Source organism: Pseudomonas sp. GL_103 (genome assembly GCF_057835175.1).
Map to the genome: position 1 here is coordinate 5,449,037 of NZ_CM174420.1, position 26,024 is coordinate 5,475,060.

General features: G+C 59.5%; 21 protein-coding genes. 10 read left to right on the forward strand and 11 right to left on the reverse strand.

All coding sequences use genetic code 11. The annotated features are described in order from the left end of the window. Positions 1-298 precede the first annotated feature (298 nt). Positions 299-1,963 (reverse strand): energy-dependent translational throttle protein EttA, encoded by a 1,665-nt coding sequence (gene ettA, locus AC3IP0_RS24555; protein WP_489317297.1) that lies wholly within the window; start codon positions 1,961-1,963, stop codon positions 299-301. A 288-nt stretch (positions 1,964-2,251) separates the two neighbouring features. Between ettA and AC3IP0_RS24560 the strand changes: the two genes are divergently transcribed. From AC3IP0_RS24560 to AC3IP0_RS24580, 5 genes are all read left to right on the forward strand, one after another. After that, complete coding sequence (locus AC3IP0_RS24560; protein WP_489317298.1) at positions 2,252-6,100, forward strand: sensor domain-containing protein; 3,849 nt, start codon at positions 2,252-2,254, stop codon at positions 6,098-6,100. Between the two features lie 250 nt (positions 6,101-6,350). After that, positions 6,351-7,604 carry a serine hydroxymethyltransferase gene (gene glyA, locus AC3IP0_RS24565; protein WP_489317299.1) on the forward strand — a complete coding sequence of 418 codons (1,254 nt, stop codon included), beginning with the start codon at positions 6,351-6,353 and terminating at the stop codon, positions 7,602-7,604. Between the two features lie 378 nt (positions 7,605-7,982). Continuing rightward, positions 7,983-9,296 carry a C4-dicarboxylate transporter DctA gene (locus tag AC3IP0_RS24570; protein ID WP_489317300.1) on the forward strand — a complete coding sequence of 438 codons (1,314 nt, stop codon included), beginning with the start codon at positions 7,983-7,985 and terminating at the stop codon, positions 9,294-9,296. Between the two features lie 69 nt (positions 9,297-9,365). Then, complete coding sequence (locus AC3IP0_RS24575) at positions 9,366-10,070, forward strand: FadR/GntR family transcriptional regulator (RefSeq protein ID WP_489317301.1); 705 nt, start codon at positions 9,366-9,368, stop codon at positions 10,068-10,070. Between the two features lie 25 nt (positions 10,071-10,095). Continuing rightward, positions 10,096-10,779, forward strand: a complete 684-nt coding sequence (locus AC3IP0_RS24580) for a GntR family transcriptional regulator (RefSeq protein ID WP_489317302.1) — start codon at positions 10,096-10,098, stop codon at positions 10,777-10,779. A gap of 94 nt (positions 10,780-10,873) precedes the next feature. Here AC3IP0_RS24580 and yjiA read toward each other — a convergent pair whose 3' ends face one another. From yjiA to AC3IP0_RS24595, 3 genes are all read right to left on the reverse strand, one after another. After that, entirely contained in the window at positions 10,874-11,848 is a 975-nt protein-coding gene (gene yjiA, locus AC3IP0_RS24585) for a GTPase (RefSeq protein WP_489317303.1), read from the reverse strand. 163 nt (positions 11,849-12,011) lie between these two features. Beyond that, positions 12,012-12,209 (reverse strand): YbdD/YjiX family protein, encoded by a 198-nt coding sequence (locus AC3IP0_RS24590; protein WP_489317304.1) that lies wholly within the window; start codon positions 12,207-12,209, stop codon positions 12,012-12,014. Positions 12,210-12,224: 15 nt separating this feature from the next. Next, entirely contained in the window at positions 12,225-14,291 is a 2,067-nt protein-coding gene (locus tag AC3IP0_RS24595; protein WP_057713219.1) for a carbon starvation CstA family protein, read from the reverse strand. A gap of 160 nt (positions 14,292-14,451) precedes the next feature. Between AC3IP0_RS24595 and AC3IP0_RS24600 the strand changes: the two genes are divergently transcribed. Beyond that, the gene (locus AC3IP0_RS24600) at positions 14,452-14,820 is read left to right on the forward strand and encodes a PilZ domain-containing protein (RefSeq protein ID WP_489317305.1); all 369 of its coding nucleotides are present in this window, start codon (positions 14,452-14,454) and stop codon (positions 14,818-14,820) included. A 130-nt stretch (positions 14,821-14,950) separates the two neighbouring features. Here AC3IP0_RS24600 and radA read toward each other — a convergent pair whose 3' ends face one another. Then, positions 14,951-16,318, reverse strand: a complete 1,368-nt coding sequence (gene radA, locus AC3IP0_RS24605; protein ID WP_046041753.1) for a DNA repair protein RadA — start codon at positions 16,316-16,318, stop codon at positions 14,951-14,953. Positions 16,319-16,959: 641 nt separating this feature from the next. Here radA and mscL point away from each other — a divergent pair. Next, positions 16,960-17,373 (forward strand): large-conductance mechanosensitive channel protein MscL, encoded by a 414-nt coding sequence (gene mscL / locus AC3IP0_RS24610; protein ID WP_489317306.1) that lies wholly within the window; start codon positions 16,960-16,962, stop codon positions 17,371-17,373. 42 nt (positions 17,374-17,415) lie between these two features. On the opposite strand, the gene AC3IP0_RS24615 is transcribed toward mscL, so the two are convergent. Then, a complete protein-coding gene (locus tag AC3IP0_RS24615) occupies positions 17,416-18,192 on the reverse strand; it encodes a ferredoxin--NADP reductase (RefSeq protein ID WP_489317307.1) in 777 nt (258 codons plus the stop codon). 318 nt (positions 18,193-18,510) lie between these two features. Between AC3IP0_RS24615 and AC3IP0_RS24620 the strand changes: the two genes are divergently transcribed. Beyond that, on the forward strand, positions 18,511-19,224 hold the full coding sequence (locus AC3IP0_RS24620; protein ID WP_489317308.1) for an autoinducer binding domain-containing protein: 714 nt from the start codon (positions 18,511-18,513) through the stop codon (positions 19,222-19,224). 175 nt (positions 19,225-19,399) lie between these two features. Beyond that, the gene (locus tag AC3IP0_RS24625) at positions 19,400-20,524 is read left to right on the forward strand and encodes a methyltransferase (RefSeq protein WP_489326101.1); all 1,125 of its coding nucleotides are present in this window, start codon (positions 19,400-19,402) and stop codon (positions 20,522-20,524) included. Positions 20,525-20,588: 64 nt separating this feature from the next. Here the strand turns inward: AC3IP0_RS24625 and AC3IP0_RS24630 are convergent, their stop codons facing one another. The 3 genes from AC3IP0_RS24630 to AC3IP0_RS24640 form a co-directional block, all read right to left on the reverse strand. Next, on the reverse strand, positions 20,589-20,756 hold the full coding sequence (locus tag AC3IP0_RS24630) for a DUF2474 domain-containing protein (protein ID WP_489317310.1): 168 nt from the start codon (positions 20,754-20,756) through the stop codon (positions 20,589-20,591). A gap of 85 nt (positions 20,757-20,841) precedes the next feature. After that, on the reverse strand, positions 20,842-21,849 hold the full coding sequence (cydB, locus tag AC3IP0_RS24635; RefSeq protein ID WP_056728750.1) for a cytochrome d ubiquinol oxidase subunit II: 1,008 nt from the start codon (positions 21,847-21,849) through the stop codon (positions 20,842-20,844). 3 nt (positions 21,850-21,852) lie between these two features. Continuing rightward, complete coding sequence (locus AC3IP0_RS24640) at positions 21,853-23,289, reverse strand: cytochrome ubiquinol oxidase subunit I (protein WP_489326102.1); 1,437 nt, start codon at positions 23,287-23,289, stop codon at positions 21,853-21,855. 392 nt (positions 23,290-23,681) lie between these two features. On the opposite strand from AC3IP0_RS24640, the gene AC3IP0_RS24645 reads away from it, so the two are divergent. Further along, entirely contained in the window at positions 23,682-24,932 is a 1,251-nt protein-coding gene (locus AC3IP0_RS24645; protein ID WP_489326103.1) for an MFS transporter, read from the forward strand. Positions 24,933-24,938: 6 nt separating this feature from the next. Here AC3IP0_RS24645 and AC3IP0_RS24650 read toward each other — a convergent pair whose 3' ends face one another. Further along, entirely contained in the window at positions 24,939-25,490 is a 552-nt protein-coding gene (locus tag AC3IP0_RS24650; protein WP_489317313.1) for a DJ-1 family glyoxalase III, read from the reverse strand. Between the two features lie 68 nt (positions 25,491-25,558). Further along, positions 25,559-26,005: a DUF4879 domain-containing protein gene (locus AC3IP0_RS24655; RefSeq protein ID WP_489317314.1), complete on the reverse strand. Its 447-nt coding sequence runs from the start codon at positions 26,003-26,005 to the stop codon at positions 25,559-25,561. Positions 26,006-26,024: the final 19 nt, after the last annotated feature.

Below are 26,024 nucleotides of genomic sequence, written 5' to 3' on the forward strand. Positions count from 1 at the left end.
AGCGAAATGTCGCATTTATGAAATTAAATGGTGCGCATGATATAAATAAGTCTGCTTTTTTGACTGATTCTGCACCCGAATAGGGACTCACCATTCGAGTAATTCACCATCAGGAACACCGCCTTCGCGAGCAAGCCCGCTCCCACAGGGGATCTTCTGCTGAATTGAGATTTGCGCCTTTCACAAAACCCTGTGGGAGCGGGCTTGCTCGCGAATGGTGCGACTCGGTGTCATTGAAAAAACACAGGCAAAAAAAACGGAGCCCGAAGGCTCCGCTCTTTATGCAACCAACCCGAAATCAGGCCAGCTTCTTGTAGCGTACACGATGCGGCTGGGCAGCCGCTTCGCCGAGGCGCTTTCTACGGTCGGCTTCGTACTCGGTGTAGTTGCCTTCGAAGAACACCGCTTGCGAGTCGTCTTCGTACGCCAGGATGTGAGTCGCGACGCGGTCAAGGAACCACCGATCGTGAGAGATCACAATGGCGGCGCCCGGGAAGTCCAGCAGGGCTTCTTCCAGGGAACGCAGGGTTTCGACGTCGAGGTCGTTGGACGGTTCGTCGAGCAGCAGGACGTTGCCACCCTCTTTCAAGGTCAGGGCCAGGTGCAAGCGACCGCGCTCACCACCGGACAGGTCCTTGACGAACTTCTGCTGATCGCCGCCCTTGAAGTTGAAGCGACCGACGTAGGTACGCGACGGGATCTCGTAGCTGCCGATGCGGATCTGGTCGGAACCGTCGGAGATCTGCTGGAACACGGTCTTGCTGCCGTCCAGGTCTTCGCGGCTCTGGTCGACGCAAGCAAGCTGCACGGTTTCACCGACTTCGATGCTGCCCGAATCCGGCGTTTCCTTGCCCATCAGCATGCGGAACAGGGTCGACTTACCGGCACCGTTACCGCCGATCACGCCGACGATGGCGCCTTTAGGCATGGAGAACGACAGGTTGTCGATCAGCACGCGGTCGCCATAGCCCTTGGTGACGTTCTTGAATTCGATGACCTTGTCGCCCAGGCGCGGACCGGCCGGGATGTAGATCTCGTTGGTTTCGCTGCGTTTCTGGAATTCCTGCGATTGCATTTCTTCGAAGCGTTGCAGACGAGCCTTGGATTTCGACTGGCGGGCCTTGGCGCCTTTGCGCACCCACTCCAGTTCTTCCTTCATGGCTTTTTCGTGGGCCGATTGCTGCTTGGATTCGGCAGCCAGACGATCGGACTTGGCTTCCAGCCAACCGGAATAGTTACCCTCGTAAGGAATGCCCGCGCCGCGGTCGAGTTCCAGGATCCAGCCGGCAACGTTGTCCAGGAAATAACGGTCGTGCGTGATCGCGACCACGGTGCCCGGGAAGTCGTGCAGGAAGTGCTCAAGCCACGCAACGGAGTCGGCGTCCAGGTGGTTGGTCGGTTCGTCGAGCAGCAGCATGTCCGGGGCGGACAGCAGCAGACGGCACAGGGCCACACGACGCTTCTCACCACCGGACAGGACTTCAACCTTGGCGTCCCAGGCCGGCAGACGCAGCGCGTCGGCGGCGACTTCCAGTTGACGATCGAGGTTGTGACCGTCACTGGCTTGCAGGATCGCTTCGAGCTTGGCCTGCTCGGCCGCCAGTTTGTCGAAGTCGGCGTCCTCTTCAGCGTAAGCCGCGTAGACCTCATCCAGGCGAGCCTGGGCATTCTTGATCACGCTGACCGCTTCCTCGACCACTTCACGCACGGTTTTGGTCGGGTCCAGGATCGGCTCTTGCGGCAGATAACCGATGTTCAGCTCCGGCATCGGACGGGCTTCGCCCTCGAACTCGGTGTCGACGCCGGCCATGATTTTCAGCAGCGTGGATTTACCCGAACCGTTGAGGCCGAGTACGCCGATCTTGGCGCCAGGGAAGAAGGACAGAGAAATGTTTTTCAGGATTTCCCGCTTCGGCGGAACAACTTTGCCCAGCCGATGCATGGTGAATACGTATTGAGCCATGGAGAACCTAGGGTCAGTGACTGATGAATGATTGGAGCGCAGGCAATGCCCGGCCAGACCGTGCGCGTCGCTCGCTTGAGGCTATCAATACGTGCGCGCTGAAAAAGTCTGAGTCTAGGAGCTGGAACGCTCCCGCGTAACCGGCAAAGCTACCTTAATGACAGATGGCAGTCCAGCCGACGGGCTGGGGCTGGCACTTCGCCACAACTCAAGGCATGCTAGCCGCCCTTCGGGCGTCCGGCTTATAGTGCATGTCGCGCCAGTCCAGCCAAACCGCAGGATTACAGCTTGTCCATTGTCCCTCCGCCTCTGACTTCCAGTGCGTCGGCCACAGCGCCCGGCTCCCCCCTGCGCGGGACCTTGAAGGGCACCTTGGCGACACTCGCATTATTGCTGCTGGCCCTGCTGTTCTGGCAGTTGCTCGACCAGTTGCGGGAAACCCAGAAGAACCAGCGTCAGTACACCATCGACTACACCGCCGATCTGGCCGCGCAGGTCAGCCTGAACATGGCGCTCAACGCACAGATCGCCCTCAACCTGTTGCCGATCGTCGAGCAACCGCAGGGCGCCGATGAATTGCAGGCCCTGTTGCGCAAGCTGCAACAGTCGCTGCCTGATCTGCGCAGCCTGGCGTTGCTCAGCCCCTCGGGAAGAGTCATCAGTGACAGCGCTCCCGACAGCGATGACAGCGACTACCTGGGTGAACTGGTACGCCGCAGCCACGCCCAGGCGCACTACTTCAGCAATGCCACCGACGGTTCCGTGGTGCATTTATTGTTGCATCAGGCCAGCGGCAGTTCCCGAGGCTATTGGGCCTTGCGCCTGACACCCACCTTCTTTTCGTCCCTGACCAAGCAAAGCGAGGCCGGCGGCCGCCCGTTGTGGCTGGTGGAGAACCGCATCAATCATCAGATCATCAGCCGCGACGAAGCGCTGCCCTCGATCAATCCGGGCACGCTGACCGAAGACGATGTCGCCAACAGCGTGCTAACCGTCCCGCTGAGCAGCAGCGATTGGCAACTGCGCGGCTTGTTCGACCGTCAGCGCGTGCTGGAAGAGCTGCTGCCGGCATTCATCGGCAAATGCCTGCTGGGCCTGGCGTTTTCCATGCTGCCGTTCCTCGCCTTGCTCAACATGCGCCGGCGTCAGCGCCAGTTGAATGAAGGCCGGCGGCGTTACCAGGACATTTTCGAAGGCACCGGCGTGGCCTTGTGCGTCCTCGACATGTCCGGGCTCAAGGTCTTTTTCGACAAGGCACAACTGCAGGGCAGCGAGCAACTGCAAGCGTGGCTGGCGATCCCGGAGCAACGCCGGCCATTGCTCAAGGAACTGCGGGTCACCGAGGTCAACCAGGTTGCGCTGCAACTGCTTAATGTCGATAGCGCCGACAAAGCCTGGAAACTGCTGATCGACGGTAATCCACAGGACGGCACCGCCATCGGCAACCAGGTGCTCGACGCGATGCTCAACCGGCAGCAACAGCTTGAGCTGGAAATCAAGCTGCAGGACGCCAGCGGCCGCGACCAGCACCTGTGGCTGGTGCTGCGCCTGCCGCAAACCCCGGACGACTATAAAGCGGTGATCCTGAGCATCACCGACATCACCAGCCGCAAGCTCATCGAGCTGTCGCTGCAGGAGCGCGAAGGGTTCTGGTCGGACGTGGTGCGCACCGTGCCGGATCACCTGTATGTGCAGGATGTGATCAGCCAGCGCATGATCTACAGCAACCACCATCTGGGCCAGACCCTGGGTTACAACCGCACCGAACTGCACCAGATGGGCGAATACTTCTGGGAAATCCTCCTGCATCCCGAAGACGCCGACTATTACCATCGCTCCCGCCAGATCCAGCGCCAGGCCGGCTATCGCCAGTTGATGCAGTGCCAGTTGCGCTTCCGCCATCGGGACGGCCAGTGGCGACGCTTCGAGATTCGCGAGCAGGCACTGGCGCGGGACAAGAACGACCAGGTCACGCGGATCATCGGCGTGGCCAAGGACATCACCGACCAGATCGAAGCCAGCGAATCCCTGCGCGACAGCGAGCAGCGCTACCGGATGCTCGCCGAAAGCATCAGCGACGTGATCTTCTCCACCGACAGCCGCCTTAACCTCAATTACGTCAGCCCCTCGGTGCAAGCGGTGCTGGGTTACGACGCCGAGTGGATTTTCCAGAACGGCTGGCAATCGACCATCGCCAACCCGCAACAACTGACCGGCATCTACCACTTGATGGACCGGGTCAGCAAAGCGCTGGATCAACCGGACCAACTGGCGCTGTTGCGCAGCCAGGTACAAACCCAACTGTTCCTGTTCGATTGCCTGCGGGCCGACGGCCGCAAGATCCCGATCGAACTGCGCCTGGTATTGGTCTGGGACGAACACGGCACATTCGAAGGCGTGCTCGGCGTCGGCCGCGACATCAGCCAGCAACGCCGGGCCGAAAAAGACCTGCGCATGGCCGCCACGGTATTCGAACACTCGACCTCGGCGATCCTGATCACCGACCCGGCCGGCTACATCGTCCAGGCCAACGAAGCCTTCAGTCGTGTCAGCGGTTACGCCGTGGAGCAGGTCCTCGACCAGTTGCCGAACATGCTGACCGTCGACGACCAGCAAGAAGCCCATCTGCGTTACGTGCTCAAGCAATTGGGCCAGCACAGCACCTGGGAAGGCGAAGTCTGGCTCAAGCGTCGTAATGGCGAGCACTACCCTGCCTGGGTCGGGATCACTGCCGTACTCGACGACGAAGGCGACCTGGCCAGCTATGTGTGCTTCTTCAGCGACATCAGCGAGCGCAAGGCCAGCGAGCAGCGGATTCACCGCCTCGCCTACTACGACGCCCTGACCCACCTGCCCAACCGTTCGCTGTTCCAGGATCGCCTGCACACGGCACTGCAATCGGCCGAACGGCAGAAGTCCTGGGTGGTGCTGATGTTCCTCGACCTCGACCGTTTCAAGCCGATCAACGACTCCCTGGGCCACGCCGCCGGCGACCGCATGCTCAAGGAAATGGCCACGCGCCTGCTCGGATGCGTCGACGATGACGACACCGTAGCGCGCATGGGCGGTGACGAATTCACCTTGCTCCTGCAACCGCGAGCCAACCGTGAAATCGCCCTGAACCGGGCGATCCATGTGGCCGAACAGATTCTCGCCAGCCTGGTGAAACCCTTCGTGCTCGAAGGCCGCGAGTTCTTCGTCACGGCCAGTATCGGCATCGCCCTGAGCCCGCAGGACGGCAACGAGCTCAGCCAGCTGATGAAGAATGCCGACACCGCGATGTACCACGCCAAGGAGCGTGGCAAGAACAACTTCCAGTTCTATCAGGCGGACATGAACGCCAGTGCGCTGGAACGTCTGGAGCTGGAAAGCGACTTGCGCCATGCCCTGGAACAGAACGAATTCGTGCTGTATTACCAGCCGCAGTTCAGCGGTGACGGCAAGCGCCTGACCGGTGCCGAGGCTCTGTTGCGCTGGCGTCATCCACGCCGCGGGCTGGTGCCGCCGGGGGATTTCATTCCGGTGCTCGAAGAGCTCGGGCTGGTGGTGGATGTCGGCGACTGGGTGATCAGCGAAGCCTGCCGTCAACTCAAGGCCTGGCATCAGGCCAGGGTACGGGTGCCGAAGGTATCGGTGAACATCTCGGCGCGGCAGTTCTCCGACGGCCAGCTCGGTACGCGGATCGCGACCATCCTCAAGGAAACCGGCCTGCCGCCGGCATGCCTGGAACTGGAACTCACCGAAAGTATCCTGATGCGCGAAGTCAGCGAGGCAATGCAGATTCTCGCCGGGCTGAAAAACCTTGGGCTGAGCATTGCGGTCGACGATTTCGGTACCGGCTATTCATCGCTCAACTACCTCAAGCAGTTCCCGATCGACGTTCTGAAGATCGACCGCACCTTTGTCGATGGCCTGCCCAGCGGCGAGCAGGACGCACAAATTGCCCGGGCAATCATTGCCATGGCCCACAGCCTCAACCTGGCGGTGATCGCCGAAGGCGTGGAAACCCAAGAGCAGCTTGATTTCCTGAGGGAGCACGGCTGCGACGAGGTACAAGGTTATCTGTTCGGACGGCCGATGCCAGCGGGCCGGTTCGAAGGGCAGTTCAGCAATGATGCGCTGTTCATGTTCGACTGAATTTTTGTAGCGCCGCTACTCGCGCCTTCGCGAGCAGCCTCGCTCCCACAGTGGATTTACAGTGTTCGCACATTTTGTGTGCCCCCGAGAACCCCGTGGGAGCGAGCTTGCTCGCGATTTGGCCGGCACAATCACCGCTAATCCCCGCATGAACACCACTTGTCTGCGACATGATGCCGTTTCATATGCCATCTAAAACCCATTAGGTTAGAATGCCCCCCTTTTCCGCCCCCGATCCTTGAGGACCGCCATGTTCAGCCGTGATTTGACTATTGCCAAGTACGACGCCGATCTCTTTGCCGCCATGGAGCAAGAAGCTCAGCGCCAGGAAGAGCACATTGAGCTGATCGCTTCGGAAAACTACACCAGCCCTGCGGTGATGGAAGCTCAAGGCTCGGTACTGACCAACAAGTACGCCGAAGGCTACCCGGGCAAGCGCTACTACGGTGGTTGCGAGTACGTAGACATCGTCGAGCAGCTGGCTATCGATCGCGCCAAAGAGCTGTTCGGCGCCGACTACGCCAACGTTCAGCCGCACGCCGGTTCGCAAGCCAACAGCGCCGTTTACCTGGCCCTGCTGTCGGCCGGCGACACCATCCTGGGCATGAGCCTGGCCCACGGTGGTCACCTGACCCACGGTGCCAGCGTTTCGTCCTCCGGCAAGCTGTACAACGCCATCCAGTACGGCATCGACGCCAACGGCCTGATCGACTACGACGAAGTCGAGCGCCTGGCCGTTGAGCACAAGCCGAAAATGATCGTGGCCGGTTTCTCTGCCTACTCGCAGATCCTCGACTTCCCGCGCTTCCGTGCAATCGCCGACAAGGTAGGTGCCTACCTCTTTGTTGATATGGCTCACGTTGCGGGGCTGATCGCCGCTGGCGTCTACCCGAACCCGGTTCCATTCGCTGACGTCGTGACCACCACCACCCACAAGACCCTGCGCGGTCCACGTGGCGGCCTGATCCTGGCTCGCGCCAACGCCGACATCGAGAAGAAGCTGAACTCCGCGGTATTCCCGGGTGCCCAGGGCGGCCCGCTGGAACACGTGATCGCGGCCAAGGCGATCTGCTTCAAGGAAGCGCTGCAGCCTGAGTTCAAGGTTTACCAGCAGCAAGTGGTGAAGAACGCCCAGGCCATGGCCGGCGTGTTCATCGAGCGCGGTTTCGACGTGGTTTCCGGTGGTACTCAGAACCACCTGTTCCTGCTGTCGCTGATCAAGCAGGAAATCTCCGGTAAAGACGCCGATGCCGCTCTGGGCAAAGCGTTCATCACCGTGAACAAGAACTCCGTGCCAAACGACCCACGCTCCCCGTTCGTCACCTCCGGCCTGCGCTTCGGCACCCCGGCTGTGACCACTCGTGGCTTCAAGGAAGCAGAGTGCAAGGAACTGGCCGGCTGGATCTGCGACATCCTGGCTGACCTGAACAACGAAGCGGTGATCGATGCCGTTCGTGAGAAGGTCAAGGCGATCTGCAAGAAGCTGCCGGTATACGGCGCTTAATCAGCCCGCTAAACCGCAGCTATAAAAACCGGCCAGAGATGGCCGGTTTTTTTTCGCCTGCAAATCCTCACTTCGATATGACGGCTGCCTTAGATCCCTGTAGGAGCTGCCGTAGGCTGCGATCTTTTGATCTTGATCTTCATTGGTTTCTCAGACGCCCAAATCAAGATCAAAAGATCGCAGCCTTCGGCAGCTTCTACGCGGCTTTGTCCACTGGTCAGACCGGTCATGCCAATTTTTTAATTTTTACTTGCGAACACCCAAAAATAGCGCCTAGACTGCGCCCGCACTGGACATACCGGTAAGACCACAATAATTAAGTCCTGAATCTGATGCGCGAAGCGCACGGCAGCCAGGACACCGACCAGGATTCCTCCCATGCTCAGATGGTGCTCGCGTTCAATCTTCCTCCAAGTGGTTCTCGGACTGGTGCTCGGCATCGTCTGCGGGCTGACCCTTCCTGAATACTCCGCCCAGCTCAAACCTCTCGGCGATGGCTTCATCAAACTGATCAAGATGCTCATCGGTCTGATCGTGTTTTGCGTAGTGGTCAGCGGCATCAGCGGTGCCGGCGACCTGAAGAAGGTCGGCCGTATCGGCCTCAAATCGGTGATCTACTTTGAAATCCTGACCACCATCGCCCTGGTGATCGGTCTGGTGTTCGCCTTCAGCACCGGCATCGGCAGCGGCGCGAACATTCACCTGGAGCAGCTTTCCGCAGCCGACATGGGCGACATTGCCCAGCGCGGCCAGCACATGCACACCACCACACAGTTCCTGATGGACCTGATTCCGACGTCAGTGATCGGTGCCTTCGCCGATAACAACATCCTGCAGGTCCTGCTGTTCTCCGTGCTGTTCGGCAGTGCGCTGAATCTGGTGGGCGAGGCGGCATCGGGTATTTCGCGGCTGATCAATGAACTCAGCCACGTGATCTTCCGCATCATGGGCATGATCGTGCGTCTGGCGCCGATCGGTGTATTCGGTGCGATCGCCTTCACCACCAGCAAATATGGCCTGGACTCGCTGCAGCACCTGGGCAGCCTGGTCGGCCTGTTTTACCTGACCTGCGTGGCTTTCGTGACGCTGATTCTCGGCCTGGTGATGCGCCTCTCCGGCCTGAAGATGTGGCCGTTGCTCAAGTACCTGCGCGAAGAGCTGCTGATCGTCATGGGCACCGCTTCGTCCGACGCTGTGCTGCCACAAATCATGCGCAAGCTTGAGCACCTGGGCATCGGCAGTTCGACGGTCGGGCTGGTGATTCCAACGGGTTACTCGTTCAACCTCGACGGTTTCTCGATCTACCTGACCCTGGCCATCGTGTTCATCGCCAATGCCACCGGCACGCCGCTGGCGATGACCGACCTGCTGACGATTCTGTTGGTATCGTTGATCACCTCCAAGGGAGCCCACGGTATTCCGGGCTCGGCGCTGGTGATTCTGGCGGCCACCCTGACAGCCATTCCGGCCATTCCGGTGGTGGGTCTGGTGCTGGTACTGGCCGTGGACTGGTTCATGGGCATCGGTCGGGCGCTGACCAACCTGATCGGCAACTGTGTGGCGACCGTCGCCATCGCACGGTGGGAAAAGGACATCGATGTGCAGCGGGCTAACAAGGTACTTTCGGGCCAGGCGGGTTATACCTTCCAGCCGAGAAAACCGGTCGCACCGGCACATCAGCAGGAATTCTGAATCAACGGTGTGCCGACCTCGCCTTGGCCGGCACACCTTCACCACTTTTAGATGCTCATGGAGCGAACAGTGATTACCTCGTCGACCGTCGTAACTTCAGTCGTGGAAAAACTTCGGGCCGCTTTGGCCCGAGGTCAGTGGCGCTCCGGCGAAATGCTGCCGGGACAACGTGAACTGGCCGAACAACTGGGTATCAGCCGCCCGAGCCTGCGTGAGGCGGTCATCGTCCTGGAAACCCTTGGCCTGGTGCGTTCGATGCCGGGCAAAGGCGTAGTCGTACTCGAGGCCAGTCTCAGCGATGACCAGTCCCACGATAACGCGGTGGCCGCAGCAAGCCTGGAAGACGTGCTGCAACTGCGCTACACCCTGGAACCATTCATCGTCGGCCTCGTGGCCCAGTCCATCAGCAGCAAGGAAGTCGGGCAACTGCGCCTGACCCTGATGGACATGCGCGAAGCCCTGGAGGCCAATGACAGTGAAGCCGGCGTAAGTGCCTACATCGCGTTCCACGAAGAGCTGTTCACGCTGACGTCAAACCCGATCTTCCAGAGCGTGGTCCAGCAAACCAGCAATGCCCTCAAGCAAAGCGCCGAAGTGTTGCGCAACTCCCCGGAGCATCTGGCTGAACGCCTTGAAGAAAACGAAGCCGTGGTGCGGGCGATCCGCAACAAGAACAGCGCCCAGGCCAGCGCCGAGATGCGTCGGCACATTTTGTGCGAAGGCCAGCGCATGGGCATCGAACTGAACATCCCGGAAGACAACCTCGGCAGTTGAAACCTCTTCGAACTGGAGATTGGCCATGAACAGCTTTGCCTCGCCACAAACGCTCGCCACCCTGCCCGTCCGCCCTTCGGTGGATGATCTGTATTCGCGGGTCCTGGATGCCATTTTCGAACAGCGCATCCATTCGGCCAGTCGCTTTACCGAAGAAAGCCTGGCGCAGATGTTCGGTGCAAGGCGCAGCGACATGCGTGATGTGCTGACGCGACTGTCCCATCAGCAGATCATCATCCTTCGAGTCAACCATCGTCCCCGCGTCGCCGAGCTTGATGCCGAGCAGACCCGGCAGACACTGCATGCCCGGCGTCTGGCCGAGATCATGCTGGTTCGGCTGGCGTGTCAGCGACCCTGCGCGCAAGACTTGAAGCGCCTGCGGACACTGGTCGATAACGAGCGTCAATGCACCGAGCGTGGCCGGGCGATTCGTTTGTCGGGAGAGTTTCATCTGCAGTTGGCACAAATGGCGGGAAATGCACCGCTAGCGCATTTTCTTGAGAGCCTGGTACCGCTGACTTCGTTGGCGATTGCGCAGTTTGATCTGCAGCAGAAGGATTATTGCGTGGAGCACATGGAGATTCTGGATGCGCTGGAGCGAGGAGATGCCGCAACGGCGCAAGTCGCGCTCAACCGGCATCTGGATTATCTGGAAGACTTGTTGCTGAGCCCTGCATCGGCACTGGGCCAAAACTGTGCCGCAGGTTAGATCGCTTTCGCGAGCAGGCTCGCTCCCACAGGGGGACTGCACTTCAGCGAGCCTGCTCGCGATGGCGACTTAAGGCTCGCTGCAATTTCTGATTTTAATCCGCCGCCACCCGCGCAAATCCCTCGCGAATCTTTTCTTCCGGCAAGTCATCGGCAATGAACACGATCACGCTCTCGCGCACGTCGTCTTCCGCCCACTCGGTATCCCAGTCGAAACCATAAAGTTTCAGCACCCCTTGAAACACCATGCGATGGGATTCGCCGAGGATATTCAACACGCCTTTGTAGCGCAGCAACTGCTTGCCATGCTCCTCCAGCAGCTCGTTCATGAACTCGCTGAGCTTGTCGATATCCAGCGGTTTTTCAGTGCGCAGCACCAGGCTGGAAATGCGGTCGATGGACGGAGCAGCCTGGCTGACCGGGCGCAAACTCACGCCACCACCGAGATCGGCATTGAGGTTGAAGCCGCGCACATCGAGCAACTCGGCCAGGTCGATCTTGCCGTGGTCGACCACGCGGATCGGCGCACGCCGGTTGATACGGGTCAGGCGCTCGCTCAACGCGGTGAAAGTCGGTTCGTCCACCAGGTCGCGTTTACTCACCAGCAAGCGGTCGGCGAATCCGATTTGCGCCTGGGCGATGGTCTGGGTCAGGTGCAAGTCGGCATGTGCCGCGTCGACCAGCGTGATGATGCCGTCGAGGATATAGCGCTCACGCAACTCTTCGTCGATGAAAAAGGTTTGTGCCACCGGTGCCGGATCGGCCAGGCCAGTGCATTCGATCACCAGGCGGTCGAAGGCGATGTCGCCCTGGTCCAGACGCTCGAGCAACAGATAAAGCGCTTTGGTCAGGTCGGTGTGGATGGTGCAGCAGACGCAGCCGTTGGACAGGGTCATCACTTGTACCGGCTCATCGCCCAACAGCTGGGTATCGATACCGGCGTCGCTGAATTCGTTCTCGATCACGGCGATTTTCAGACCGTGCTCGGCCTTGAGCAGGTGACGCAACAGGGTGGTCTTGCCGGCGCCTAGGAAGCCGCTGAGGATTGTTACGGGGATGGGAGAGGACACGCTGGATCTCCTGTTGCACAAAATCAAAAAAGTACACAAAACAAATGTGGGAGCGGGCTTGCCCGCGAAGGTGGCGTGTCAGTCGACATGAATGTTGAATGACACACCGCTTTCGCGGGCAAGCCCGCTCCCACAGGGGGATTGCCTCAACCGGGCTGTCGGATCAACAGCACTTCGGCCCACCCTTGCCACCGTAACGGGCTTCCTGGCGTTCGCGAAAAAACGCCTCGTAGTCCATCACCGGTTTGTCCGGGTGCTTGTTCTGCATATGCTCGACGTAGTTGTCGTAGTCGGGCATGCCGACCATCAGGCGCGCGGCCTGACCGAGGTATTTACCGAGGCGACTCAAGTCATTGAACATGCTGCAATCCTCTGGTTACGCATCCGGCAGCGCCTGGAATGGCGATTCTTTATCCGTACGTTCTTTTTTACCCCAGGCGGCAATACCGACCTTGAGCGCATAGAACAGGATGCTGAACACCACGAACAGGAACAAAGCGGTCAGCGTCGCGTTGGTGTAGGCGTTGAAGATCACGTGCTGCATCTGGGTGATGTCCTTGGCCGGGGCGAGGATCTGGCCGTTGGCCAGGGCATCGCTGTATTTCTTGGCCAGCGACAGGAAGCCGATCGCCGGGTTGGCGTCGAACAGCTTGATGAAGCCCGCTGTCGTGGTGCAGATCAACAGCCACACCGCCGGCAACATGGTGACCCAGACATAACGCTGGCGTTTCATCTTGATCAGCACCACGGTGCCGAGCATCAGGGCGATACCGGCCAGCATCTGGTTGGAGATACCGAACAGCGGCCACAGGGTGTTGATACCACCCAACGGATCGATCACGCCCTGATACAGCAACCAGCCCCACATCGCCACGCAGCCGGCGGTGGCGATCAGGTTGGCGGTCCAGGACTCGGTGCGTTTGAGCGCCGGGACGAAGGAGCCGAGCAAGTCCTGCAGCATGAAACGCCCGGCACGGGTGCCGGCGTCGACCGCGGTCAGGATGAACAGCGCTTCGAACAGGATCGCGAAGTGGTACCAGAACGCCATGGTGTTCTCGCCCGGCAGGACACTGTGCAGGATCTGCGCGATACCGACCGCCAGGGTCGGTGCACCGCCGGCACGGGCCAGGATGGTGGTTTCACCAATGTCGTGAGCCACCGCTTGCAGGGCTTCCGGGGTAATCGCAAAGCCCCAGTTGCTGACGGCTGTCGCAACGGCCACCACATCACCGCCGACCACGGCCGCCGGGCTGTTCATGGCGAAGTACACGCCAGGCTCGATCACGGAAGCGGCAACCATGGCCATGATCGCCACGAACGATTCCATCAGCATGCCGCCGTAACCGATGTAACGGGCGTTGGTTTCGTTATCCAGCAGTTTCGGCGTGGTCCCGGAGGAGATCAGCGCGTGGAAACCCGATACCGCGCCACAGGCGATGGTGATGAACAGGAACGGGAACAGACCGCCCTTCCATACCGGGCCGGTGCCGTCGACGAACTGGGTCAGGGCCGGCATTTTCAGCTCGGGCATGGTCACCAGGATACCGATGGCCAGGGCGACAATGGTGCCGATCTTCAGGAAGGTCGACAGATAGTCACGGGGCGCCAGGATCAGCCACACCGGCAATACAGCCGCGACAAAACCGTAGCCGATCAGCATCCAGGTGATCTGGATACCGGTAAAGCTGAACGCCTTGGCCCACACCGGATCCGCGGCAATCTGCCCGCCGAGCCAGATCGAACCGAGCAGCAACAGCACGCCGATGACCGAGATTTCGCCGATGCGACCCGGGCGGATGTAGCGCATGTAGATGCCCATGAACATCGCGATCGGGATGGTCGCCATCACCGTGAATATGCCCCACGGGCTCTCGGCCAGGGCCTTGACCACGATCAGCGCCAGCACCGCGAGGATGATGATCATGATCAGGAAGCAGCCGAACAGCGCGATGGTGCCGGGGATGCGGCCCATTTCCTCACGGACCATGTCGCCCAGGGAGCGCCCGTTGCGGCGGGTGGACATGAACAGGACCATGAAGTCCTGAACCGCACCGGCCAGCACCACGCCGGCGATCAGCCACAGCGTGCCGGGCAGGTAGCCCATCTGCGCCGCCAATACCGGACCGACCAGCGGCCCCGCACCGGCAATGGCCGCGAAGTGGTGTCCAAAAAGAATGTGCTTGTTGGTTGGAACGTAATCCAGACCGTCATTGTTGAGCACAGCGGGAGTGGCCCGTCGCGCATCGAGTTGCATGACATTGTTAGCGATGAACAGACTGTAGTAGCGGTAGGCGACCAGATAGATAGCCACGGCAGCGACCACAATCCACAAGGCGTTGATTGCCTCGCCTCGGCGCAATGCCACGACACCCAGGGCGCACGCACCTACGATTGCCAGCACCAGCCAAGGCAAATGGCGTAGCGGGCTATTATTATTTTTCATTTTATTATTCCAGCCAGAGTGGACAAGAAAGACAGCCACCCCGAGTTTAGCGCTCCTGACGGCAAAGACCATACCCCGACATTGGTCTAGACACCTGCACGCGCTGGCAGCCGTTGATCATGCGGGTTTATAGTCAGCGTACATTTCCGAGGATCGCGCCATGAGCGAGCACCCTGCCGAACGTCGCCGCTTCAAACGTATTGCGTTCGATGCCCGAACCGAGCTGAGCCAGGGTGAGTCCACTTGGCCGGTGAAGTTGATTGACCTGTCGCTCAAGGGCTTGCTGATCGAGCGACCCGATCCGTGGCTGGGCAATCCGCAACAGGATTTTCTGGTGGACATTCATCTGAGCGAAGAGGCCGACATCACCATGGATGTGCATCTGGCCCACGACGACCATGGCCAACTCGGGTTTGTCTGCCTGCACATCAGTCTGGAGTCCATCGAGCGCCTGCGGCGATTGATCGAGCTCAATCTCGCCGATCCGCAGGAGCTGGAACGAGAATTGGGCGCGCTGATCGAAATCTGAAGGTCAATCCCATTCCAATGTGGGAGCGGGCTTGCTCGCGAAGAGGCCGGTACATTCAGCATCTCTGTTGATTGACACACCGCTTTCGCGAGCAAGCCCGCTCCCACAGGTTTTGAGTTTCCCCTGCTAATTATTCGAACAACGCATCAAGCGCCTGTTCCAGACGCGTGACAGCAATGATCTGCAACCCTGCCGGCGCCTCCTTCGGCGCATTGCCCTTGGGCACGATGGCCCGCTTGAAGCCGTGCTTGGCGGCTTCCTTCAAACGCTCCTGACCGCTCGGCACCGGACGCACCTCACCGGAAAGCCCGACCTCGCCGAACACCAGCAGATCGTGGGGTAATGGCCGGTTGCGCAAACTGGACATCACTGCCGCCATCAACGCCAGGTCGGACGCCGTTTCCAGCACCTTGACCCCGCCGACCACGTTGAGAAAAACGTCCTGATCGTGGGTTGGAATGCCGCCGTGACGGTGCAGCACCGCCAGCAACATCGCCAGCCGGTTCTGATCCAGCCCCAGCGTGACTCGACGGGGGTTGGCCAGGTGGCTGTCGTCCACCAGCGCCTGTACCTCCACCAGCATCGGCCGCGTGCCTTCCCAGGTTGCCATCACCACGCTACCCGGGACTTCTTCCTGGGCACGGGTCAGAAAAATCGCCGAGGGGTTGGAGACTTCTTTCAAGCCCTTGTCGGTCATGCCGAACACACCCAGTTCATTGACCGCACCGAAACGGTTCTTCACCGCCCGCAGCAGACGCAGGCGCCCGTCGGACTCGCCTTCGAAATACAGCACCGTATCGACCATGTGTTCCAGCACTCGAGGGCCAGCCAGCGCGCCTTCCTTGGTGACGTGGCCCACCAGGAAAATCGCCGTACCGCTCTGTTTGGCGTAACGCACAAGCAACGCCGCACTTTCACGCACCTGGGATACACCGCCCGGTGCCGATTGCAGTTGCTCGGTAAAGATCGTCTGGATCGAGTCGATCACCATCACCTTGGGCTTTTCCTGGCGGGCCGTGGCGATGATGGCTTCGATGCAGGTTTCGGTCATGACCCGCAGTTGATCCTGGGGCAACCCCAGGCGCCGCGCACGCATGGCCACTTGCTGCTGGGACTCCTCACCGGTGACATACAGCGCCGGCATGCTCTTGGCGAGGTTGCACAAGGTTTGCAATAGAATGGTCGACTTGCCGATGCCGGGGTCGCCACCGATCAGCACCACCGAGCCATCCACCAGACCGCCACCCAGAACCCGGTCGAGCTCGCTGGAAGCGGTGGAGAAGCGCGGAATCTCTTCGACACTGACTTCGGCCAGGGTCCTGATCTGCGCCTGCTGGCCGGCCCACCCGGTACGACCGCTGGGGGCGGCTGCCCCGCCGCTTTCCACCATGGTTTCGGTGAGCGTGTTCCAGGCTCCGCATTCACCGCACTGGCCGGCCCATTTTGGAAAGGTGGAGCCGCACTCGGTGCAGCCGTACATGCGCTTGGCCTTGGCCATCGGAACTCCCGGAAAAAACGCGATGATAGCTCAGCTGAAGCGCGCGAGTGCGGCTGGATATTTCACAACCCTTTTGATGATTTAAAACAGTCCCACCAAACTCAGACATATTGATACACACCCAATTACAAGCCTTGTATAAGTTTTTTGTTCAAAATAACCAACAAACTCTAAAGACAGGCCTTACGGTACAACTTGAAAACCTATACAAACCTTATTCATTTACACACTTAATACACAACTCCGAAATCACTTATACAAAGCATGGTTATTAACTCAAAGAAACACGTAACTTGCCAGCCCCCAAAACCAACCAAATAGTCCACATCACTACAACTGTAATCGACTTTCAATACTGCCCGCTGGCCACTAACTGCCCGATCAACTTCCAACGTCCCGATTCAGTGATAGCCCCTCAACCTTGGCTCGCTCACACAAACGAAGCCATATCGCTGAAAAAACGTCATATGCAAAACACCGCAGAAGGCCTGGCCGCCCCACAGTTCAGATCAGTCGGTGAATTTTTCAACACCACCCGGTGTCGGTTTCTGGCAAGCACAGCAGGCGGTTGATTCGAGCAGAATGCGATTTGCTGATTTACACTGCGTTCATCAATCTCATCTGTAACAAGGAAATAACCTATGGGCGTGCTAAATGAGTTCAAGGCCTTCGCGGTCAAAGGCAACGTGGTCGACATGGCCGTCGGCATCATCATCGGTGCAGCCTTCGGCAAGATCGTTACCTCGTTTGTCGGCGACCTGGTCATGCCGCCAATCGGGATGCTGATCGGTGGCGTGGACTTCAGTGACCTGGTCGTAACGCTCAAGGCAGCGGACGGCGCTATTCCGGCGGTGGTGCTGGCTTATGGCAAATTCATCCAGACCATCATCGATTTCGTCATCGTCGCCTTCGCGATCTTCATGGGCGTCAAGGCCATCAACCGCCTGAAGCGCGAAGAGGCCGTGGCCCCTAGCCTGCCGCCGGTTCCAACCAAGGAAGAAGAGTTGCTGGGCGAGATCCGCGACTTGCTCAAGGCCCAGAACAACCGGCCTTGACGGCATTAGCAAAAAAACGGCGCCTTCGAGGCGCCGTTTTTCTTACCAGAAGTTTTCCACCGCCACCTGACCGGGTCGCCGGCTGAGGCTCAAGTGCATGTCCCGCTGTTTAAGCAGCTTGCGCGTGTCATCAATCATCTGCGGATTGCCGCACAGCATGACCCGAGAATGCTCAGGGGTCAGCGCAACACCCGCGGCGCGCTCCAGTTCGCCGTTTTCAATCAGCGCGGTGATCCGCCCGTTCAATGAGCCGGGATGCTGTTCACGAGTGACCGTGGTGATCAATTGCAGCTTGTGTGCGTACTCCGCCAGATACTCACGCTTGGCCAGCCCTGCGATCAGCTCCTGATAAGCCAGTTCCCGGGCTTCGCGAACGCTGTAGACCAGGATGATCCGCTCGAATCGCTCCCAGACTTCGAAGTCCTGGAGTATCGACAGGAACGGCGCGATGCCCGTGCCTGTGGATAACAACCACAGATCGCGCCCATCGACAAAACGGTCCAGCGTCAGGTAACCGAAGGCCTGGCGGTCGACCAGCAATGCATCGCCAACCCCCAGGCGACTCAGCTCGCTGGTGAACTCACCGCCCGGTACGACAATGGAAAAGAACTCGAGGAACTCGTCAAAGGGCGAGGACACCATGGAGTAGGCGCGCCATACCGTGCTGCCGTCAGCCTTGGTGACACCCAATCGGGCAAACTGCCCCGCCCGAAAACGAAACCCTGCATCCCGCGTGGCGAGCAGGGTAAACAGGTTCGGGGTCAGCGGGTGAACCTCGAGCAAGGTCTGACGGGTAAATTTTTCTTCACTGACGGACATGGAGGGCTCCAATCAAAGATACCCCAGTGTCCCGCAAAGAAAGCAGCGTAACCACCGACAATTTGTAGTGGCATTAATCTGCACTAGTGGCAGTTTACAAAATGCGACACACATCAATGATTACAAAATGCCATATGGCATCTTATAACTCATCGATTGCCTAAGAACCTGCAACACACTTTTCCAACAGTCAAAAGAGCAAAATTGTCGAACCCTTTCCGTAAGAACTGTCCTACACTTCGTGACGTGCCGGATTTCGGATCCAATATTGCACATGGACAACACGCACATGGACAACACGCACATGGAGATCACCGCATGGAGATCTGGAAGGAGTCACAGCTCAAACATTTGGCGCACACGCAAGAGATCAATACGGCCTATCGAATCGCGCTCAACTTCGCTAGAAACCTTGGGTATAAATTTTGTGGCTTTTCAATTACTTCGAACTCAGTCGGGACCGACGCCAGTACGGTGAACCTGAACAATTTTCCCCATGAGTGGAACGTTCAATATGAAAAAAACAACACCACGCAAATAGATCCGATAGTGGCGCATTGCAATCACTCAACGTTGCCTGTTCTCTGGAGCGAAGAACTTTTTTCCAGGACGCCAAGGCTATGGCAGTTGCTGCAGCAACAAGGTTTCCAGCATGGCTGGTCCCAGGCGATCCACGATGAGGAAACCGGTCTGCGCAGCATTCTCAGCCTGGCCAGAAGTCATTGCCCGATTTCAGCCTATGAGCTGTACGAGCATCTTGGATTCTCGGTATTCATCAGTCGCCATTTGCACGCTCTGGCGATCGCAATGCAACCGAGAAAACCGGCTCGCCCCCAGGCTCCCCCCTTGTCACGGCGGGAACTCGAAGTATTGAAACTCTCAGCCGATGGCAAGACGGCCTATGAAATTGCCAGGATTCTCAGTTTGAGTGAACGCACCGTCAATTTTCATGTGCACAGGGCTATCGAGAAGTTCGGCGTCAGCAACAAGATTGCGGCAGTCATCGCCGCGGCCCGGTCCGGAGCCATCTGAAAGCGCCCGGCTGCGGGAAAACCTGCGGGTAATCCAGTCAAAAAAAACGTACCATTTGCGGTCCCTCCTGAGTGATGGCGTGTAGACCTTCACGACGCAGTACACTCGGACGGCTCCGCCCGCTCCAACGCCTTCGGGCAGCGGGACATCCGTTGATTATCCAGAGCCCCGCCCCATGCCTTTGCTCGAAACACCCTTCGCCAGCCTCGACCTGATCCGCCAGCCCGAACAGCAGAACGAACCGCTGCAAGCTTTCGATGCGGCCGATGAATACCTGCTCAATCATCTGGCCGAACGGCAGCCGGCGTCGGACACCCGGGTATTGGTGCTCAATGACAGTTTCGGCGCGTTGGCGGCCAGCCTGGCGGGCAAGGTACGGGTAGTCAGCAGCGGTGATTCGTTCCTGGCCTTGCAGGGTCTGGAAAAGAACCTGGTGCGCAACGGCCTGGCCTTTGATGCGGTGCAGAGCTTACCCGCCAGCGAAACCCCTGCCGGGCCGTTCGACTGCGTGCTGATCCGTGTACCGAAAACCCTGGCCCTGCTGGAAGAACAACTGATCCGCCTGCAAGGCCAACTGGCACCCGGCGCCCAAGTGGTCGCTGCAGCCATGATCAAGCATCTGCCCCGGGCGGCGGGCGACTTGCTGGAGCGTTACATCGGCCCCGTGCAAGCCTCGTTGGCGGTGAAGAAGGCGCGGCTATTGATTGCCACGGCTCAGGACACAACGCCAGCGGTGTCGCCTTACCCAACGCGATACAGACTCGACGAACCGGCTATCGAACTGCTCAACCACGCCAATGTGTTTTGCCGCGAAGGCCTGGACATCGGAACCCGGGCATTTTTGCCACACCTGCCGAAAAACCTCGGCTCGGCGCGGGTCGCCGATCTCGGTTGCGGCAACGGCGTCCTGGCCATCGCCAGCGCCCTGCAAAACCCCGAGGCCCACTACACGCTGGTGGACGAGTCGTTCATGGCCGTGCAATCGGCGTCCGAGAACTGGCGCGCAGCCTTGGGTGAACGGGAAGTGATCGTGCGTGCCGGCGATGGCCTGGCCGGCCAGGAACCGCAATCGCTCGACGTCGTGCTGTGCAATCCACCGTTTCACCAGCAACAGGTGGTGGGCGACTTCCTGGCCTGGCGGATGTTCCAGCAGGCCCGCGAAGCGCTGGTCGTGGGCGGCGCACTGTACATCGTCGGCAATCGTCACCTGGGTTACCACAGCAAGCTGGCGCGATTGTTCCGTGGCGTCGAGCAAGTGGCGGCCAATCCGAAGTTCGTGATCCTCAAGGCACGCAAGTAACAGGCAAAAAAAACCCTCCGGTTGGAGGGTCATAAATCCGTGCCCTGAGGCCACGGGAGAGATGTCAGTGCGTGGTCAGGCCGGCCGCGTTCATGAACAGACGCATCAGGCTGGCGACGATGAACAGGGCGCCCACGCTGCCGGCCCAGATCAGGGCCAACCAGCCGAGCCGCTGCCACAGCGGCTTTTTTTCGGCTTCTTCAATGTCGTGCAGGGAATGTTTGGCAGCCATAACGTCAATCCTCTTCAAGATTGATGGCGTCGCATCCGACGCCATCGCGAGCAAGCTCGCTCCCACAGGTTCGTTGTGCAGCAGACTAGTGATAGCCGTCTTCATGGGTGACCTTGCCGCGGAACACGTAATAGCTCCAGAAGGTGTAGCCCAGGATGAACGGGATGATGAACAGCGTGCCCACCAGCATGAAGCCCTGGCTTTGCGGCGGCGCGGCGGCGTCCCAGATCGAGATCGACGGCGGGATGATGTTCGGCCACAGGCTGATGCCCAGCCCGCTGTAACCGAGGAAGATCAGCACCAGGGTCAGCAGGAACGGCGTGTAGTGCGCGTTTCGGGCCACGGCGCGGATCAGGCCGTACATTGTCACCAGCACCAGGATTGGCACCGGCATGAACCAGAACAGATTCGGCATGGTGAACCAGCGAGCGGCGATATCCGTGTGGGCCAACGGAGTCCAGATACTGACGATGCCGATCACCGCCAGCAGCACGAAGGCCAATGGTCGTGCCAGGTCATGCATCTGTTCCTGCAATTTGCCTTCAGTCTTCATGATCAGCCAGGTACATCCGAGCAAGGCATACGCCACTACCAGCGCCGCACCACAGAACATCGTGAACGGTGTCAGCCAGTCCAGTGAACCACCGGCGAACTGCCGATTGACCACCGGCAGCCCGTCGATGAACGCGCCAAGCGCAACGCCCTGGAAGAATGTCGCGGTGACCGAGCCACCGATGAACGCCTTGTCCCACAGGTGACGCTTGTCGTCCCTGGCCTTGAAGCGGAACTCGAAGGCCACGCCGCGGAAGATCAACCCGATCAACATCAGGATCAGCGGCAGGTACAACGCCGAGAGCACCACTGAATAGGCCAGAGGAAACGCGCCGAACAACGCCGCGCCCCCCAACACCAGCCAGGTCTCGTTGCCGTCCCAGACCGGGGCGACGGTGTTCATCATCACATCGCGATCGGTCTTGCCCGGAATGAACGGGAAGAGAATGCCGATGCCCAGGTCGAAACCGTCCATGACCACGTACATCATGATGCCGAAGATGATGATCACGGCCCAGATCAGCGGAAGATCAATACCCATGATTCAAATCTCCTTGGTCAGGCTTTGGCCGGCATCGGCGTGATCGTCGTCGGCGGCCGACAGCGGACGGGCCGGTGTGCGTTTCTGGCCGGGGCCACCGTCGTTGGTTTCCTTGCCTTCGTCGATCTTCGGCCCCTTGCGCACCAGGCGCATCATGTAGCCAAGACCGGCGCCAAACAGCGCGAAATAAACCACGACGAACAGGATCAGGGTGATGCTCATCTGCATGAAGCTATGGTTGGACGACGCATCCGCCGTACGCATCAGGCCATAGACCACCCATGGCTGACGGCCGATTTCCGTGGTGAACCAGCCGGCGAGGATCGCGATCAGGCCGGACGGCCCCATCCACAGCGCCAGGTACAGGAACGGCCGCGAGGTGTAGAGGGTGTCGCGCTTGCGCAGCCACAGGCTCCACAAACCGGTGAAAATCATAAGGAAACCCAGGCCCACCATGATCCGGAACGACCAGAAAACAATGGTCGAATTCGGCCGGTCTTCAGGCGGGAACTCCTTGAGTGCTGGCACCTGCTTATCCAGCGAGTGCGTCAGGATCAGGCTGCCCAGGTACGGGATTTCGACGGCGAACTTGGTTTTCTCCTCTTTCATGTCCGGCCAGCCGAACAGGATCAGTGGAGTCGCCTCGTTGCCCTTGTTTTCCCAGTGGCCCTCTATCGCGGCGATTTTCGCTGGCTGATGCTCTAGCGTATTGAGACCGTGGAAATCACCGATGACCGCCTGGATCGGCGCAACGATCAATGCCATCCACATGGCCATCGAGAGCATTTTTCGAATCGCCGGGTTGTCCTTGCCGCGCAGCAAATGCCAGGCCGCGGAGGAGCCGACGAAGAAGGCGGTGGCGACGAACGCCGCCGTGGCCATGTGCATCAGGCGATACGGGAACGACGGGTTGAAGATAACCGCCAGCCAGTCGGTGGGTATGACCTGACCGTTGACAATCTCGAAGCCCTGCGGGGTCTGCATCCAGCTATTGGAGGCAAGAATCCAGAACGTCGAGATCAATGTACCGATAGCCACCATCACGGTGGCGAAGAAGTGCAGGCCACGCCCGACCTTGTTCCAGCCAAACAGCATGACGCCGAGGAACCCGGCTTCGAGGAAGAATGCCGTGAGCACTTCATAGGTCAGCAACGGCCCGGTCACGGAACCGGCGAAGTCCGAGAAGCGGCTCCAGTTGGTACCGAATTGATAGGCCATTACCAGGCCGGAAACCACCCCCATGCCAAAGTTGACGGCAAAGATCTTCGACCAGAAATGGTAGAGGTCACGGTAGGTGTCGTTATGGGTTTTCAGCCACAGGCCTTCGAGTACCGCCAGGTAACTCGCCAGGCCGATGGTGATGGCCGGAAACAGGATGTGGAACGAGATGGTGAACGCGAACTGAATTCGGGCGAGATCAAGTGCCTCTAAACCGAACATAAGTCTTCCTCTGTCAGGTAGTACGGCTGCTGGCTGGAAGCCTGCACCCACGGCCCCCACGGATATGGAGTGTGGCGAATCTCTGTTTGTTCTTTTTTTTGCACGCATCACAACGCAGGGAGTCTGGCCTTGCGGCCGCCGGATCAATTCCTTTTGTGGGTTTTGATCTGGATCAATCAACGTTGAAAGAGTAGTCCCAATTTCGGGGATGAACCGCGTGGTCTTTTGCCGCGTGACAAGTTGCCTCACGGCTTTTGTCATCGCCAGCAACACATTCCCTGTGGGAGCCTGGAGAAAGTCGATGTCTGGCTAACTAAATTTTTTTCACGGCAACTTTTTGTTACAGGTTGGTGATAATCTCGCCGCTCCCCTCTCCCCAGATTTCCCCGCAGATGCCCAGCCAAGAGCCCTTGCTGTTACGTCACCATCGCCCTTTTCTCGCGTTCTGGCTGGCCCGGGTATTTACCGCCAGCGGCTTCCAGATGCTCACCGTGGCCATTGGCTGGAACCTGTACCAATTGACTGGCAACGTGCTCGACCTGGGTCTGGTCGGCCTGGTCGAGTTCGCCCCGCGTGTACTGTTCATGCTGCACACCGGGCACGTCGCCGACCGCTATGACCGGCGCAAGGTCGCGGCGATCTGCCAGTCCCTCCAGGCATTAATCGCCCTGTCGCTGGCCATCGGCAGCGCCACCGATCATGTCACCCGGGAAATGATCTTTATCCTGGCCTTCCTGCTCGGTGCCGCTCGTTCCTTTGAAATGCCGACCACCCAGGCCCTGCTGCCCAGTATCGTGCCCAGCGCGCTGTTTCCTCGTGCCGTGGCCGCCGCGCAATCGGCCCAGCAATCAGCCACCATCGTCGCCCCGGCCCTCGGCGGTTTGCTCTACGCCTTCGGCAGCGTCTGGGTGTATGGCCCGACGGTGCTTTTGTATGTCATCGCCTGTTCGCTGATGCTCAACCTGCCGGCCCGGCAAACTCCGCTGAACAAGGGCAAGGCCACTCTGGATTCTCTGCTCGCGGGCATTCGCTTCATCCGCAGTCGTCCGGACATTCTCGGGGCGATCTCCCTTGATCTGTTCGCGGTGTTATTGGGTGGTGCGACGGCGCTGCTGCCGGTGTTCGCCAAGGACATTCTGCTGACCGGCCCGTGGGGGCTGGGCCTGTTGCGCTCGGCTCCGGCGGTGGGCGCACTGCTGATGTCGCTGTTCCTGGCGCGTTTTGCGGTGGAGCGCAACGTCGGGCGGGTGATGTTCACGGCCGTAGGCATCTTCGGCGTGGCAACCATCGCCTTCGGCCTGTCGACCTCGTTCTGGTTTTCCCTGGCGGTGTTGGTGGTGTTGGGCGCGGCAGACATGATCAGCATGGTGATCCGCGCCTCGTTCGTTCAACTGGAAACCCCGGACGAAATGCGCGGTCGGGTCAGCGCCGTGAACGGTTTGTTCATTGGTGCTTCGAACCAGTTGGGTGAATTCGAATCAGGCCTGACCGCCCATTGGTTTGGTACTGTGCCAGCCGTGGTCATGGGCGGGATCGGCACGCTGGTAGTGACCGGGGTGTGGGTCAAACTGTTCCCGACACTGGCCAGCCGCGATCGCATGCACGTGGCTAAAGATAAAGATAAGGAAGAAGCGAAAGCCTGAAGTAATCTAAACCAACAGCTCCCCCTCCACCGCCGTGCGTATGGCTTTACCGCAGAGTTGCTCCACCAGTGCCAGGGCAAACGCCAAAGCGGCGCCTGAGCCTTGGGCCGTGACGCAATTGCCATCGACCACCACCGGTTGATCGACGAAGGTGCAGCCCGACAGTTGATGGCTGACCGAGGGCAGGCAGGTCATGCGCCGTTGACGCAATACACCAAAGGCCTGCAGTGCCACGGCGGGCGCTTCGGCGATGGCGGCGAACAGGCGACCGGCTGCCGCCTGATCCTTGATCAATTGTTGCAGGGGTTGGTGTGCTGCCAGGTGCTGCGAACCCACCGCACCACCGGGCAAGGCAATCAGGTCGAAGGGTTGCGCCAGCAAGTCCACCAGCATCGCATCGGACGTCAGGCGAGTGCCGCGGGCGCAGGTGAGCATGCGCCGCCCCTCGATGCTGGCCACCACCACTTCTATTTTGGCGCGCCGCAGTACATCGATCAGGGTCACGGTTTGCAGGTCATCAGTGCCCTCGGCGAGGGCTATCAAGGCTCTAAAGGTCATCAGGTACTGTCCACGGAATAATCTTTTAAGCGTAGTCAGCTTTCCCGCGCCTTGTTCGAGACCTGTGGTTACTTGATGAAAAGCTGCGTCGACATCGTGTTGCCGGGCGCGTTGATCGAGGTATTGCTGAAGGTCAGCGTGCCTTCCTGCTTGCCCGCCAGATCGAGGGCATACAAATAGCCGACGGTTTTTTCCCCGGGGGTGCAACTGGTCAGGTTGCCGTTCTTGAACGCGCAAACCGGTGTGCGGGTGCCATTCACTTCGAAACCGTCCAGGGCGACATGGGCCTCACGCCCGTAACCCACTTCCAGCACGTACACCGTGATGTTCGGGCCATTGTGATCGCAGCGCGTCCGGGTTTGCCCTTCGTCGATGTTCTCGACACCACAGGACGGCGACGCGACCTTGAGTACTTTCAATTGCGTCAGTGGCGGGGCCGAGGCCGCCACGGCCGTTTGAGTCCCGAGAATCAACGCCATCCATACTCCGAAGGCGGCAACCAGACGCTTTTTCATGCAGGACCCATCCACCCCA